Raw genomic sequence first — 14,609 nt, 5'->3', positions numbered from 1 at the left:
GATCCCCCCTTTAAAAGAATGGCGGAAAATCATTAAACCGGTTTAATGATTTTCCTAATAAAAACCGGTTCATTAAACCGGTTTACCTTTGATCATGTCATTATTATACAAAGCGTTTCGGTAACTTTCAACCTCTTTTTTGTAAAATTCAAGTAAATATTTAGTGAACCTGAGATTAGAGACTGATGAAATGATCTTAATGATCAGCTTCATCGGCCTCTGTTCCTGGAATTACTCACGATAACCAATTCACCCTACATTCGACGCTGTGAAAGCAGGCCTCCTTCCAATTGCGTTTGCAGTATCCTTTACACATTTGGACCGGACTGTACCCGACTAGCCAGCATCAGCAGGTCCTGCCCCTTCAAAGCACCTTCGATCAGCTCAGGCAGACGGTCAGGAGAGCAGCCGAAGCAGGGAATCCCAAACTGAGCCAGTTTTTTGGCTACCGTCTCATCATAGGAAGGTTTTCCTTCATCGGATAATGCCAGCAAACAAATCGTTTTTACACCCGCCTGCTGCAAATCGTCCAATCTGCGCAGCAGCTCTGAACGATTGCCACCCTCATACAGGTCCGTGACGAGAATGAATAATGTTTTTTTCGGTTCTGTAATGAATTGCTCACAGTAGGCAACTGATTTATTAATATCTGTGCCACCGCCCAGCTGAATACCGAACAGCATATCTACTGGGTCTTCCGCACATTGCTCACTGAGATCGACAACCTCGGTATCAAATGCGACCACACGTGTATCAAGTGCCGGCATACTGGCAAAGATTGATCCAATAATTGAGGCATAGATAACCGAATTCGCCATCGAGCCGCTTTGATCGATATCAAGGATAACGGTCCACTCCTTGCTTTTGCGCGCCCGATCGAAAAAATAAACCTTCTGTGGAATCAGCAGCTGCCGTTCCTGATCATAGTGTTTCAGGTTGGCCCTGATCGTACGATTCCAATCAAGACCGGTAAAGGATGGCAGCGGTGAATGCTGCCTTCGATTCAGCGCCCCCGTTACCGCTCGCTGAATGTTAGACGAGAGCCGTTTGACAATTTCCTCGACCACGGCTTTGACCAACTGTCTGGCAGTCTCCTTGGTTTTCTCGGGAATTTTGCCTTTGAGTGCCATTAAGGTCGCGACCATTTGAATATCCGGCTTCACCTGTGACAGCAGCTCAGGCTCGAACAATAGCTGTGTTAATCCCTTGCGTTCTATTGCATCTGCTTGAATAACCGATACAACGTCCTGCGGAAAAAAGGATCGAATATCTCCCAGCCATTTGGCGAGCTTTGGTGAGGATGGACCCAGTCCGGCCGCCCTTGATTTGCCCGAACCGCCGGCATCCATTCCCGATGCTTCGAATGTATCATCATAAATAGCAGCCAGTGCCTCATCCATCAATACATCATCTCCGTCCAGCAGCCTGCCAGAACCGCCGCCTAATGCCTGAAGCTTCTCCTCGGAAGCTGCGCCCAGAACCAATCTCCAACGCTTTACCTGTTCCTGATTGATGGTTGTCATGGTTTACAAATCCCCGAAATCAAAGTCATTAAGCTCATCGAGTTTCCCCTTTTCTTCCTCACTGAGCGGACGCTGCAGCATTTCACCTGTCTGACCTGCATCAACTCCCCAGATATCACCCATCATCTCGGCAATCGCTGCTTTTTCCCTCGGCTCAAACGACCCAAAGGCTCGGCGCAAAAAAACGAGCGAACGGTGAAACTGCTCCTCCTCCAGTGATTCCATATAAGCGTCCAGCTGCTTCCATAACGATAATCGGGAGAGCAGTGCATAGCGGTTGCGCATCGATAATCCTTCAAACCAACCCGCTCCGAGATCCGCAGGGATACCGGGTGAAAGACGCCTTGATACTTCCTGAGCGCTTTGCTCATCGGAGATTTCATTACGCTCGAGCAGGATGGCGAAGGCAAATCCCGAGCACTTGGCATTCCGGTCATCCCGTGAGGATAGCTCATGCAGCTTGTTCAGCCATATCCTGTCATCGACGATTTCATAATGCTCCCGAGCGATTCCATGCAGCGTCTGAATTGCGGCTACGATGCTTTTGGCTGCATCATCATTACAGTTTGCGGCATCCACCACCTGCAGCGCGCCTCGCAAAAACAACTGCTGCAGCAAAGGTATTAAGGAGTTGGTCTCAAGCCTGCGCAGTGAACCATATTGGATCAATACAGATAGCTCGTAAGCCGCTGTGGCAATCTCGTTTAAGTTTCCTGCCTCTACAGCAAGCTGCTGCAGGGCAGCTCTTGCTTGCTCCATCAGCTTCGGCAAACCGCAGTCGCATGAAATCCGAATGAGGCGAGAGGCTTCAGCAATATCCACGCAAGACTCCAATCTTTCATTCAGCACAAAGGCAGCCGCCAGCTCTATGGTCTCCCCTTTTAAAGTGGATTCCACGGTTTGAATCTCCGCTTCTGGCGTCCATTGCAGCACCCAATGCTCAGCCCAAGAAGCCGCATCCTGATGAACCCGCTGCTTGCGGGCAAAGTTGATGCCAAGCAGCTCCAGCCGATGGAGAAGAACAGATCTTGTTAAATCGATAAAAGCTGCATCCTCCGTCTTAACCCGGCGGTTTTCTCTTAAGTCTAACTGAAGCGTACTCGCGACTGTCGATTTGTATTTCTCCAGCTTCAACCGTTTCAGCTCACGGTTCATATCATCCTGAATCGGCGTTTGACTGACGCCATCCGGCAAGCTGCCAATCGCTGTGCCCACATCAGTTCTGGCTAATGCCTCCGCGATCGGTGACAGCTCCCCATATCCCAGACAAACGACTGCCGCATCGCGTAAATCTTTCCAGGTCGGCTGACTGCCACCCTGTAAAGAAGCTAGTGCTTCAGCCAACCGTACCGCTTCAATAATCGCTGCTGTCGAGCGATAGGTACCCTGCTCGCGAAGATAAGCGGCTACATGGGAAAAGTATAAGGAGGGCAGCTGACTCAAGTCGCCCTTTTGCAAACATTGCCAAAATAAGGTGAAGTAAGCAGGAGCCTGATTCCCAGCCCCGTAACCCGAATGCGTGGACAGCTTATAGAACGAATACGGCATCAGTGTTAGTTTGGTTGGAGCTTTTGGCAAGCTCGCCAACTGCTTATCGCTCATAACCGGTAGCCGTAGATCAAGAGCCGAGGCATGGTGAGCACCTGTAACGACAACAACCCGTTCCGATGAATGTCCTGCCTCCAGCAGATCACGGATACGTCGCCTCATATACGCCTCACGAATTTCATTATAGGCAGTCTCCGCGGCGTCATGCTCCCGTTCACCCTGCTCGGACAAGGCTCGCATCTGGAAAGAAAACTCGTAGATGGAACGCTGATAAGCATCCTTTTGTGTATTGTGTTCAAAGTGACGCTCCCAGTAAGCATCATAATTCGGCTCACCCGCAAGCTCTGCTATGCGCTCATATCGTTCATGCTGCTGACGAAGATAAGCCTGCAGCGCGTTTTCCTGAGATCCACCTGCGGCATGCTGTACATTAGGCTGAGCGTCATCGCTCGGCTGTTCATCCTGCAGTTGCTCGTCTTGTCGTTCATCTTGCGGTTGCTTGCCTTTGGACAATACTTGTCGTCCATCACCCTGCTCATCCTGGACGGCAGACGCGGCATTGCGTTGGTTCCGCCGCTGCTCATAAAGCGCCAGCGCTGTGTTCGACGGCAGATCCATGAATTCGGTATGCACACCATGACGGCATGCCCATACGAAAGCCTGATATTCCGGTGAATATTCAGCGAGCGGGTAGAGCAGCGTCCGTACCGGAAGCTGCTCCGTATAAGCGAGAATGGCAATCGGCGGCACAACACCACGGGAGGTTAGCTGCTGAATCATGCCGCTCGCATCGCTCGGCCCTTCGACCAGAATCGCGGTCGGCTTGATCTTGTCGAGAAAAGACAGCAAATGATGGGCACCTGCAGGGGATAAATGTCGAATCCCGAATACGTGAAAGCCATTGCCCTGTTCTTCTGCAGGCATGCCGTTGTGAGCCGCGTTCCTATTCAATTGTTCATCTCCGAGCAAGCGTTGTATAGACTTCTCCATGATGATCCCCGCTTCTTCATCACATTTTCCAAATATTCCTTCCAGACTAAACTATCTTTTTCTTCATCCTTAACAATCGCACCCTGAAGTCCTGCCGCTACATCTTCATCCGTAATCGTACCGTTACCGAAGCTTGCTGCCAGCGCCATACTTCCTGTTAGTAAGGAGATCGCTTCTGCAGTAGAAATAACACCGCTTGGCGGCTTGATCTTGTTCTTGCTGTCTATTGTCATCCCACTTCTTAATTCACGGAAAATCGTTACGACCTTACGCACTGCCTCATCGTCCGGAGGGGAAGCGTTCAGCTCATAGTTGGCGGAGATTTCGCCGACTCGTTTACGGACAATGCCTACCTCGGTTTCAATATCCGATGGCGCAGGAAGCACAATAATATTAAAACGCCGTTTCAAAGCTGCCGACATTTCGTTAACACCACGATCCCTAGTGTTCGCCGTTGCAATCACCGAAAATCCACGTGCCGCCGACAGTTCCCTGTCCAGCTCGGGAATCGACATCGTTTTTTCTGATAAAATCGATATTAATGCATCCTGAACTTCTGAAGCGCAGCGTGAAATTTCTTCAAATCTTGTAATGCCACCACTCTCCATAGCTCGGAAAATTGGGCTTTTGATCAGCGCCTGATCCGATGGTCCTTGCGCCAGCAGCATCGCATAGTTCCAAGAATAGCGGATATGCTCCTCGCTTGTGCCCGCCGTTCCCTGAATGACTTTGGAGGAATCCCCATGGATCGCAGCGGTCAAATTCTCGGAAAGCCAAGACTTGGCTGTTCCCGGCTCGCCAATCAGCATCAATGCCCGGTCGGTCAGCAGCGTGGCAATCGCCATCTCTACCAGACGACGGTTCCCGATATATTTGGGCGTTATGTCCACTCCGCCTGCTGTACCTCCAGTAATGAACGTCAGGACAGATTTGGGAGAAAGCTTCCACCCTGATGGTAAGACATCCTTATCCGCTTGCTTCAAAGCCTCTAGCTCTCGTTCGTATAATCGCTCGGCTGGCTGCCTTAAGACATCTTGTTTTTGATCCATCCCCATAATCCCTTCCCCTTTTCGATATTCGATTCATTCGCTGCGGACTCTTCCGGCTTTATCGCGACAGTCTCAGCGATTTCAACGATCTGATTTTTTATATTTTCATACGTAAGCGTCTCAGCAAATTGGTGTAATCTGTCAGCATAGGAACGCGGCAGTAAATTCAGCAGCGCACGCTGCCCGGTGTCTAAATAATACAAATTTTTGACTGTTTCCTGCTCCAAAATGCCCATTAACAGCTCGGGTGCCTCCTTATAGCCAATTCGGAATAACGACAGCAGGAGCGATGAAGTGCGGTGAGTTCTGAAGCTTGGTTTCAATTGAAGCTTTCCTACCATATAAGCGGCAATTTTCGGATCTGGACGATCTGCCAGACACCATACCAACTCTTCCTCGTCAATTTCGGCGAATACATAAATCCATCTTGGGTCCAGCTTAGACGCAGACTCGCCTTCAGAGGAAGAGCCAGCAGAGAAGCCCTCAGTATCCCAATTCAATGCCGATAATTGTTTGGACAATGAAGGCGTGACCCTATGTATCGCACCCAGCAGCTCTTTGGCAGTCGTTTTTTTGGGATTTGCCAGCTCTGGTGCAAACCGCTTATACACCTCTTCAGGTGATAATGCTTTATAGGCTGCACGGAAGCTGTGGGCAATAAATCTACCGCTATGCTCATGCTGTAAACTGATAGCAAATTCATAGGCTTCCGGTGTATGCATCCACAATAGCTGATTGGCAGCCTGCTGCTGAATCGCTTCTGTTTCTGGAATCATAAAAGCGGACGTCGAGAGCAGTTTTTCCAGAAATACCAGAACTTCCTCCGGCTGCTTTTCATCCAATGCCTGCACATCGGCAAGCAGCTGCTTGATCGCTTCATCTCTTACTTTATTTTCAGTGGCATCCTTGGCTCCGGCTGTATTCGGACCGCTGACGATTCTCTGCAAATTGTCCTCAGCATTGGCAATAATCTTGCTTGTAAGCGAAGCAGCGCGGCAATGTGAAACAGGCTCCAGGGCAAGCTCCCGATCCTTGGTCGAGGTTAACGCCTGATACAGACGATCTACCGCCTTGGTCGTTCCGAGTTTCGCCAAACCGGCAAATGCCGCGCTGCGAATCTCCTTTTTCTTATCATCAGCTTGCTCCAGAATAAGGCTTTCCTGTTCGGGATAATGGCCTAATAACTCGATTGCAGCCGAGCGGACGTCTACAGAACCCTCCTGTGCAGCCTGAAGATAGAGGTCCATACCGGAAGCATCAAGCAAACGGTGCAGCAGCCTGAGCCTCCGCCCATCGGATTTGCCACCCTGCGGATTATATTGCTGTCGAAGCGTTGGAAGCGCATCGTTCCCATAAGCTGGAATAACCTTCTCATAGACGAATTCGGCAACTTCCGCATAGCCATCATCAAGCGCAGCTACAGCAAGGGGAATGATCCGGAAGTCCTGTAGGCATTCTTCCTCGTAAGACAGACGAAGCTGTTCCATTCTCCCCTGTCCCTTAGACGTCAATGCCTCGACAGCCGGATGAAGCTTCCGGTGGGAAATTGTCGTTGATAATGCAATGTTCGTCCCTTCAATCTCCACGCTATCTGTACCGCTTCCTACAGGCTCCGTTGTTCCTTGAGTGTATAAAATCGAATTCACCAGTATACTAAGGTCAAGCAGCCTTACAGCCGCCTGCTCACCTTTTTGCGGCTCCACAACCTGCGCGAGTGATTGAGCCACTCTATTGAAAATAGGCGCGGCTTCGCCAAGCTTTTGCAGCTGCGGCAATATTTTTTTCAAACGAAGATCGCCTTCCGACAGCCCGCTGCCCGCAATAAAAAGACGCCGGATCTCTTGCTGTAAATCAGATAAAATAGCTATACTCATCACATTTTCTCCTAACCTTCTCAGTCATCCTTATGATCCGAATCTGATGCCTCAATCTGATGTTTCAATACAGCAATTGAATAATTTCATTAGATGTCACAATGCTTATCGGCTGGACCCGCAGTCGGTTGGTTTCCATATCGTGTCCAAATATAACGAGCATCGCTTGATGATGTACAACCTCTTTATTCAACAAAGGAATTAACGGCGTGGTGGCACGATCTGGAAAGGCAACATCCGACAGTATTATCGCTTTCCCTTGTTCGTCCATTATCACAAATTCATTATCCATCCGCCTAATTTCAGCATAAGACAGCAGTAAAGCCGGATGCTTCTCCGATAACGGGTTTTTGATCTGATTTTTCACCTGTTTGATTGCATCCGGAAATATCCTATGGGCTGCATCGCGAATTTTGACATAGTCACCCGTAACAGCATCACGGAGCGCGGCCTCCTCATAGCGTACCCTAGCATTAATCTCACCCGGATACATGAACAGCTCCTGTGGCATGACCACCTGATAAACTGAGTCTTCCTCACGCATATGCTTGGCTGCTCGAAATGGGCGGTAGGAGCGCGTTATATCGATCCGTCCGGAGTTCAGGTCAACCCAATACCCCTCATCGACAAATTCGCCGCGCGCATGATCCGTGTAGGACAGAAATGCCAATTGAACCAGCTCCGCGCCAGACCGCACACGCCCATGCTCCTTAAGCTCAGCAAGCTGCCAGGCATGACCAATCCGCTCCTCCAGCGTCGTTTCGATATCGATAGGGGAATCGGGATTATCCAGTCGTGCGGATAAATAATCGCGGCTTTTCTTAACTAACGTATGTAAAGTTCCCAGGTTCTCGACGATTGCCGAATATATGGATTCTTTATCCTTCAAGTCATTCGCAGAACCGATCTCAAGCAGTAGACCACGAAAAGCAATCTGCAGTCCCGGTATGTAATAATTGCCCAATTGCTTCGATTGATCCTCTAATGTTTTTAACGTTTTTTTATCCAGACTGCCGAGTCCTGCCTGCGTCAGCTGATGAATCAGCTTTTCCAAAAGTGAAATACCTTCAAGCTGTGCAGCTATTTTTTTGAGCAAGGCCGCTTGATTTGTCTTTTTCTTCTTGGGGGAGACTTCACCTTGAGGTTCGTTTTTCTTCTCCTCCCGCTTCTCTTCGCGCTTCTCCGCCTTCTCTCTTTTTCCCACAATATCAGCTGGAATATCAGCAGTCACAAAAGAACTACCCAGTGCATAAGCGTACATGAGTCCAAGTATATGCTTGCAGGGAAACTGCCGACTCGGGCAGGAGCAGCGAAAAACCGGTTCCTCCGGCTTCACAAAGTCTACTGAACAGCGATACGGTTCCTTGCCGCTGCCCTTGCATTCGCCAAATATGAGCGATTCGTCAGCTGACTTACCCAGCATTGGAAAGCTTTTCTTCTTGGCCAAATCGCGGCCATTTTTCATAGCGCTGGCGTTAATCGCCAATGAATCCACATAAGCTTCTGTTATTGAGATCATCGTCGTTCCTTTCATGTACAGAATATGACGTTAGTTTTTTGATAAAGTACAGAATCATTTCTACATTTTCCTTAAGTTTCCTTTATTTTTACCCGTACATTAAAAAAACGAACCCCCTGATTAGGAAGTTCGTTTGTTATGGAGCGGCGTTATAGCTGCGTATCCGTATTCTTAGCGCCCTGCTTCTCCGGCGTAATTCTCGCTGGCCTTGATACCCAATTGGCGCGATTCATCGGTTTAATCTGATCGACCCGGGTTACTTCTTTTACAACTGCTTGTTCAGTTGACTCTTCTTGTAGTGGGGCAATACTGCTTTTGTTAGCTGCCGCAATAGCCTTGCTGCTTTTTCCTTCCGGCGGCCCGCCTCCCCCGTTGCGTTTTCCTTTATTCCATACTCTTCCCTTGCTCATTTCACCACTCCATTGTTTATCGTTCTGAATCATACCTGTAGTATAAGTAATATCGGCAAGCAAATCCATTCTTATCTGAGATCCCTTTGACTTATCGGTTTGCTGACCATCATGCTCACGGAAATTAACGCGTCAATGAATGATGGTTATGATCCCAACACCAAGCATAGCTACGAGCAGCAGATGCCAGCCATTATAACGAAGTCCGACCTGAAGCCCGGAAAGGCCCGTTAAACGGCTGACCATCAAATTCAGCGGATTCACAGGACTTAACACGGATGAAATCGACCAAGCCAGCATCAGCAGCATTGCCAAAATCGGATTCGTGGTACCCAGTTGCTCGGCGTCCATCTGTGTCACTAACGCTGTAACAATGACCATCGGATGGATGCCTATAAAAGTGACGGCGACAATCGTTACGACCACACAAACAGCAAAAAGCATAAACGATTGATTCGCAAGCGTAGTGAGGGCCCATCCAATGCCACTGCCGAAGTCGGTACCCTGCATGGCTCTTCCCAAAAGACCTGCACTTGTATACAGTACAATCTCATTATTCATAAGCGGTACGGATTGATCCCTGAAATCGACCCAATGCGGCATTAGCCGACTCCAGCCCTTTGTCACTAACCCCCACCCTAACGGAAAAGCAATGGCAATCAGGCTCACAATCACCAGCATCGACCAATGCGTCAATGATTCCAATAAAAACGTAGTCGTCATCAAAGCCACGATAATGATGCCTAACTGTACCAGCTTTTGACGATGCCCCTTCACAGTATCCTCTGTGATAACAGTTTCGGTAGAGTCCATATTTAGAGGATGCCGACTGAGTGAAATTGCAAATAAAATGTTTCCTGTAAGAAGAAACAGCAAAGCTAGTCCAATCCCATAGGCCATATAGCCAGTGACCGGAATTTGCAAATAGTACAGCACCAGTCCCACCGCTGCATAATAAGGTGACCACAGCATCGTCGTCGAGAATCCGACCAGATAGCTTTTGGCTAACAATGCCGGAGGAAGCTTCAGATCCTTCAGCAGCTCATCCACGATACGAACCGACCCCAGGTTCAAAATCGGGCCTAAAATAAACAAAACACTCGTGATGCCTGAAAACAAACTGCGCGGATGATGCCGTAAACCCTGCAAGAACAGATGAATTGCGCTAAAATATCCACCCAACTTTAAAGGCAAGGACAACAGCGGTACCAGTATGACCAAAGTCAATAAAGGAAGATTCATCGAGATGCCATCACTGATCCCTTGAAATCCGGTTCCCTTTCCCCATTCCAATGTAACACCTACAACGAGCATAACAATGCCATACCAACGCGCTGTAGGGTTAGCCTTCGTGGCACTTCCCGCAAAAGCGATCAGCGTCATCACAACAATAATAGGCTCCAGCCACTGCAGGCGGGCAAAATATTGAATAAGAAATAACCCACACATTCCCAATATCAAATAGCTTCGCACGTACAATTTCTCCTTTTTTCAAACTTCTGTCTATTATATGGTATATTAATAAATAATCATATTACAGCTAGGGAGCGATTCATATGGAAATTACAGCAGAAGAAGTAGCTGAATGGATGTTGAAGGAAGTAAGATTTGCCGGAATTTTATATCAAGCACAAGCCGTTACTTATATTACTGACAACTTTGGCGAATCATTTATTTATGTGAATGACAATGGCAACCCGTCCATATCGAAGGAAGTCAAAAAGATTTTCAAAAAACTGCACAAGGGCCGTGTAGCCTGGGATCGGGACGGTTTCTTTTGGGGTTGGACTTAGATTAAATGCTTCCGTGTTGTTCATAAGGAGAGCTCATGAAAAAATGGTATACCGGTCTTACCTATGCGGCCATGCTTGTGATCTTTTTCCTGTATCAGGATGAAATTCTGTTTTGGATGCAAAATGGGGATGCTCCTCTATATGTTGTGTTTCTCATAGCTATGGGTTTTATTTTCATCCCCGTCGTTCCATATAAAGTCATCATCGGACTGCTTGGTTTTGTGTATGGTCCATGGGCAGGAGCGTTGATCAGTTGGACTGCTGCTTCGGTTGCTTCAGTGTTCATCTTTTTACTGGCACGAACGTTCTTTCAAAATCAGGCCAGAGCTTTTTTGTCCAAATTTAATCGTCTGGAGAAGCTGCATGAAAGGATAGAACGCAACCCGTTCATGACGATTTTATTCGCTCGGTTAATGCCTTTTATTCCACAAGCGGTCGTCAATATTTATCCGGCCGTTCTCTCCATCCGGCTGCTTCCTTTTGCTGCAGCTTCTGCCATCGGAAAAATGCCTGCGATGCTTTTGTTTGCTTTTATTGGGAGCAGCTTAACCTCGGATACGCACAGTCTGCTTCTGTCAATATCTGTGTACGTATTGTTCCTGCTGATAACATTCCTGATTTACCATAAATGGAAGCAAAAAAAGTGACCATCGGCGGTTGCTGCCCAGGTCACTCTAATTGCGTCAGCCTCTTGCGAATAAATCTCCGTCTGTCCTTCGGCCTCACCCTTTGCTTTGAACACATCGCCTTCAGCCGGTCCTTGAAATCATCATCCAACTGCGACTCTATATTGGGGTTGATGAAATAAGGGACGCCGTCGACGATAACATACCGTCGCGCTACGTCCCTGACAACTGATTTATTTTATAGATTCGTACTTTGATTTTTGTTTATCCGCGATCTCTTCTCTATAGTTCACATCCAGAATATCCAATAGGAAGACAAACACCGGAACACCAATAATTAAACCCCAAATACCGAAGAAATGCTCCGAGAATATAAGGATCACAAACGTGTAAAACATGGGAAGCTTCGTCTTGGATGACATTAATCTTGGATTCAGGAAATAGCTTTCAAAGGCATGAATAACCATAATCATCACAATGAGATAGACAACCATCATGATTCCGCCAAGCTGAAGGCCAATAATACTGAGCGGGATTAACGAAATGATAACACCCGCAACAGGAATCAAACTTAGCAGAAAAACGACAATTGATAAGGCAACCAAGTAATGAAATCCAAGAATCCACAGCCCAATTGTAGTGAAAATCGTATTAAAAATCGCAATTAGGATCTGCGCTTCTATTACCTTACCGAAGGAAACGATGAATTTCTGGCTAAAATACTCCATTTCGTCATAGAACCATCCGATTTTACTCGTCTTAAACTTCCCAGTAAAATTTTTAATCCGAGTTTTTTCTAACAGGAAGAACAAGCTCAGCAATACAGACAAAAAGAACGTTTTACCCCAATCTCCCACTTTAAATACATAACCAAGACCTTGTCTTGTATAGGATTGAAAGTCAAGACCTATGATCGTATTCATCACATACTCGGAAAGCCAATCATTAGCAGGAGTGTTATAGCGATGAATCAATCCGTCTGAAATCGCTTTATACTGTGAGATGATTTTAGGCAGCACATTGGATATGCCTGAGACCAGCAAAATAATCAGCACTATATAGATAGTGATCACAACGATTTTATCATTGATTCGAACGTATCGATTTATTTTCCTTGAGATATAGACCTGGAGACTGTTGATGATATAAGCCAATAAAAATGTTAGCAAGACGAGATTCAGCATGCCCCCCAGACTGATTAAGAGTAACGAAATTAAGACAAGAATCGAGAATCTTTTTACGGTTACATTTGCAAAAAGTTTTTTTAGAAACTCCATTAACGAAAACACACTCCTCAAACTTTTCATGAGATAACCGTGACTTTATTACTATAAAAGTCTACCATGTTTACGACGCTAACTCAATGTGCTACATAGGGATTTGCGGCGCAATCTCATATAAATTTTTAGTTTTTTATTATCTGGGGTGCTTATATTAATGATGCAACCCTGTGTCTAATCTATACGTTTGAACCCAATATCCGTTGCTATTTTTTTGTATTTTCCTGTATTTATTTATCGAGTAAGGTCGAATTGGGTCGCCGATAAGATTCTGCTATAATGATAGGATTATAAAAGTTAAGTGGAGGTTTAGCGGATGGGCTTGCCGGGTACTCATGTGAATCTGTTTCTGCTGGCCGGAGTGGCGACAGCTCCGCTCTTCATGGAAGACTTTCGGCTGGCTATGATTACAAATTTAACGCAAGCAGGCTATACCGTGTCCGTCTCCGAGCTGCTCTATCCTTATGGAGATTGGAGTCGCAGACTGCTCCGGCAGCTGCATGAACTGCGCCACGATCTATGGACTGCACGCTCTCGTCCCTTGCGCTCTATTGGCGGAAACCGAGCAGCCGATATGATTAAAGCTTGCGGAGATAAGGGCTGGCCGCTCTTGATCGGTCACAGCGGAGGCGGAGTTGCTGCCGTTCAGGCTGCCAGCATCCTTGCGGCAAATGCTGCAGATCACGCGGAAAAGCCGATTCGCGTTGTGCAAATCGGCTCACCCAAATGTCCTATTCCCTCATGGCTGCATAACTCATGGATGTATGCTGAGGCTATCCGTGACAATGGACGTTCATCTGATCCGGTGACCTGGCTTGGAAACCAGAGGGTCTGGCAGCGAAGCTCAGGCGGTTTGCCTATTTGGCGTCAATCGGTACCGGCTGCAAACTTGGCACAGCTCCGCTTGCCGCTTGTTGGCGGACATCCGGATTATTTTCGTGCAGGCAGCTCCTACTTGAACAAGCAGGGCAGCACCAATCTGGAAATTACAGTGCAAGCTGTAACCAACTGGCTATATTCAACATAGAACCAAAAATGCTATAGACTGCCGATCACAGCATTCGATCCAGGCCTATTGCACTAATCATCATTCTTTCTTTATGATTTCCCAATAATTGCTGCGACCAATCGACAAAACCGCCATCACCTATTCGTACTTCCTGCCCATGTAGGTTGACAATAATTGTGAACTGCAGACCCTTATAATACAGATTATCGGTCTTATTCGTGTTCTCGGTAACGACGATTTCCGGCATCATCTCACGAATATACTCGCTTAATCTTTGAATAAGACCGTCACTATCCGTATATCCGACACGTTGATTGAATTGGACTTGTATATCGACATGAAATACAGCTTTGAAAATTTGCCGATACACGTTAAGATGTGCCAGCAGTGCTTTTTTTTCAAAAGAATAAGAGCCTTTGTCCCGACCTGAGGTTACCATGCAAAACAAACTGAAATGCGTCAAGGCACCGGGTCTGTTAAAAGCCTGTGCCCTCACATGCCGGTGAGTGGTACTGAATTGCAACGGCTCTTCCTCATTGTATGCCTTGCGGGTCTTAAGCAGTGTGCACATATGCAGTGCAAGCAAATTGGTCGCATCGGCCACAACCTCTGTCCCTCTGAGCGCTGATATGATTTTGTTCTGATCGGCTGTTGCCACTACCGAGCATGAGCCCAAGGGTGCGACCGGCGACAGCTGGATAGGGGGAAATAAGGACGCTTCCGCGATTTGCAGTAAAGTAAGTTCCAATTGCTTGAGTGCAATAGGATTCACCGCGGCAGGCTGAACGAAGGTATTTGCTGCATATTTATTCAGTAAATCGCTTGGGGATGCAGTGTTCGTCTTGTTTCTGAATAGCTCAAGCAAAAACGTATTAATATCAGACAGAGAAGCTTCCTTGCTCCATACCTCTAATAAATCCTCATTTCCTGATTGCTGCAAAATTCGCTGCAGGGCTTTATTGCTACTCATCTATACACCCCCACTTTC

12 protein-coding genes are annotated in these 14,609 nt (G+C 47.2%); 3 read left to right on the top strand and 9 right to left on the bottom strand.

Annotated features, from left to right (window positions below):
• Positions 1–308 precede the first annotated feature (308 nt).
• From BM210_RS08150 to BM210_RS08120, 7 genes are all read right to left on the bottom strand, one after another.
• Positions 309–1,523 (bottom strand): VWA domain-containing protein, encoded by a 1,215-nt coding sequence (locus BM210_RS08150; protein WP_091166971.1) that lies wholly within the window; start codon positions 1,521–1,523, stop codon positions 309–311.
• Positions 1,524–1,526: 3 nt separating this feature from the next.
• Positions 1,527–3,995, bottom strand: a complete 2,469-nt coding sequence (locus BM210_RS08145; protein WP_091167649.1) for a DUF5682 family protein — start codon at positions 3,993–3,995, stop codon at positions 1,527–1,529.
• Positions 3,996–4,018: 23 nt separating this feature from the next.
• A complete protein-coding gene (locus BM210_RS08140; RefSeq protein ID WP_091167647.1) occupies positions 4,019–5,110 on the bottom strand; it encodes an ATP-binding protein in 1,092 nt (363 codons plus the stop codon).
• A complete protein-coding gene (locus BM210_RS08135; protein WP_091166969.1) occupies positions 5,086–6,984 on the bottom strand; it encodes a HEAT repeat domain-containing protein in 1,899 nt (632 codons plus the stop codon). Before BM210_RS08135 ends, BM210_RS08140 begins: the two co-directional genes overlap by 25 nt.
• A 64-nt stretch (positions 6,985–7,048) precedes the next feature.
• Positions 7,049–8,503, bottom strand: coding sequence for an SWIM zinc finger family protein (locus BM210_RS08130; RefSeq protein WP_091166968.1), 1,455 nt, complete (start codon positions 8,501–8,503; stop codon positions 7,049–7,051).
• Between the two features lie 149 nt (positions 8,504–8,652).
• Positions 8,653–8,982: a hypothetical protein gene (locus tag BM210_RS08125; RefSeq protein ID WP_091166966.1), complete on the bottom strand. Its 330-nt coding sequence runs from the start codon at positions 8,980–8,982 to the stop codon at positions 8,653–8,655.
• A 63-nt stretch (positions 8,983–9,045) separates the two neighbouring features.
• Positions 9,046–10,386 carry a hypothetical protein gene (locus BM210_RS08120; protein WP_091166964.1) on the bottom strand — a complete coding sequence of 447 codons (1,341 nt, stop codon included), beginning with the start codon at positions 10,384–10,386 and terminating at the stop codon, positions 9,046–9,048.
• An 83-nt stretch (positions 10,387–10,469) separates the two neighbouring features.
• Here BM210_RS08120 and BM210_RS08115 point away from each other — a divergent pair, with 83 nt between their 5' ends.
• On the top strand, positions 10,470–10,706 hold the full coding sequence (locus BM210_RS08115) for a DUF6953 family protein (protein WP_091166962.1): 237 nt from the start codon (positions 10,470–10,472) through the stop codon (positions 10,704–10,706).
• Between the two features lie 35 nt (positions 10,707–10,741).
• Positions 10,742–11,353, top strand: coding sequence for a TVP38/TMEM64 family protein (locus tag BM210_RS08110; protein WP_091166961.1), 612 nt, complete (start codon positions 10,742–10,744; stop codon positions 11,351–11,353).
• A 212-nt stretch (positions 11,354–11,565) separates the two neighbouring features.
• Here the strand turns inward: BM210_RS08110 and BM210_RS08105 are convergent, their stop codons facing one another.
• Positions 11,566–12,609, bottom strand: coding sequence for an AI-2E family transporter (locus BM210_RS08105; protein ID WP_091166960.1), 1,044 nt, complete (start codon positions 12,607–12,609; stop codon positions 11,566–11,568).
• 319 nt (positions 12,610–12,928) lie between these two features.
• Between BM210_RS08105 and BM210_RS08100 the strand changes: the two genes are divergently transcribed.
• Entirely contained in the window at positions 12,929–13,639 is a 711-nt protein-coding gene (locus BM210_RS08100; RefSeq protein ID WP_091166918.1) for a hypothetical protein, read from the top strand.
• Positions 13,640–13,664: 25 nt separating this feature from the next.
• Here BM210_RS08100 and BM210_RS08095 read toward each other — a convergent pair whose 3' ends face one another.
• Positions 13,665–14,591, bottom strand: coding sequence for a hypothetical protein (locus BM210_RS08095; RefSeq protein ID WP_091166915.1), 927 nt, complete (start codon positions 14,589–14,591; stop codon positions 13,665–13,667).
• Positions 14,592–14,609 lie beyond the last annotated feature (18 nt).

The sequence above is a fragment of the Paenibacillus sp. 1_12 genome, assembly GCF_900114475.1.
Classification (GTDB): Bacteria; Bacillota; Bacilli; order Paenibacillales; family NBRC-103111; genus Paenibacillus_S.
This window is presented reverse-complemented; position numbering and strand designations above follow the sequence as displayed.

Bases quoted from the DNA above. Each gene is read 5' to 3' on its own strand.
- BM210_RS08125 (WP_091166966.1), bottom strand. From the start codon at position 8,982: ATGGATTTGCTTGCCGATATTACTTATACTACAGGTATGATTCAGAAC.
- BM210_RS08145 (WP_091167649.1), bottom strand. From the start codon at position 3,995: ATGCCTGCAGAAGAACAGGGCAATGGCTTTCACGTATTCGGGATTCGA.
- BM210_RS08150 (WP_091166971.1), bottom strand. From the start codon at position 1,523: ATGACAACCATCAATCAGGAACAGGTAAAGCGTTGGAGATTGGTTCTG.
- BM210_RS08130 (WP_091166968.1), bottom strand. From the start codon at position 8,503: ATGATCTCAATAACAGAAGCTTATGTGGATTCATTGGCGATTAACGCC.
- BM210_RS08115 (WP_091166962.1), top strand. From the start codon at position 10,470: ATGGAAATTACAGCAGAAGAAGTAGCTGAATGGATGTTGAAGGAAGTA.
- BM210_RS08095 (WP_091166915.1), bottom strand. From the start codon at position 14,591: ATGAGTAGCAATAAAGCCCTGCAGCGAATTTTGCAGCAATCAGGAAAT.
- BM210_RS08100 (WP_091166918.1), top strand. From the start codon at position 12,929: ATGGGCTTGCCGGGTACTCATGTGAATCTGTTTCTGCTGGCCGGAGTG.
- BM210_RS08140 (WP_091167647.1), bottom strand. From the start codon at position 5,110: ATGGATCAAAAACAAGATGTCTTAAGGCAGCCAGCCGAGCGATTATAC.
- BM210_RS08105 (WP_091166960.1), bottom strand. From the start codon at position 12,609: ATGGAGTTTCTAAAAAAACTTTTTGCAAATGTAACCGTAAAAAGATTC.
- BM210_RS08110 (WP_091166961.1), top strand. From the start codon at position 10,742: ATGAAAAAATGGTATACCGGTCTTACCTATGCGGCCATGCTTGTGATC.
- BM210_RS08135 (WP_091166969.1), bottom strand. From the start codon at position 6,984: ATGAGTATAGCTATTTTATCTGATTTACAGCAAGAGATCCGGCGTCTT.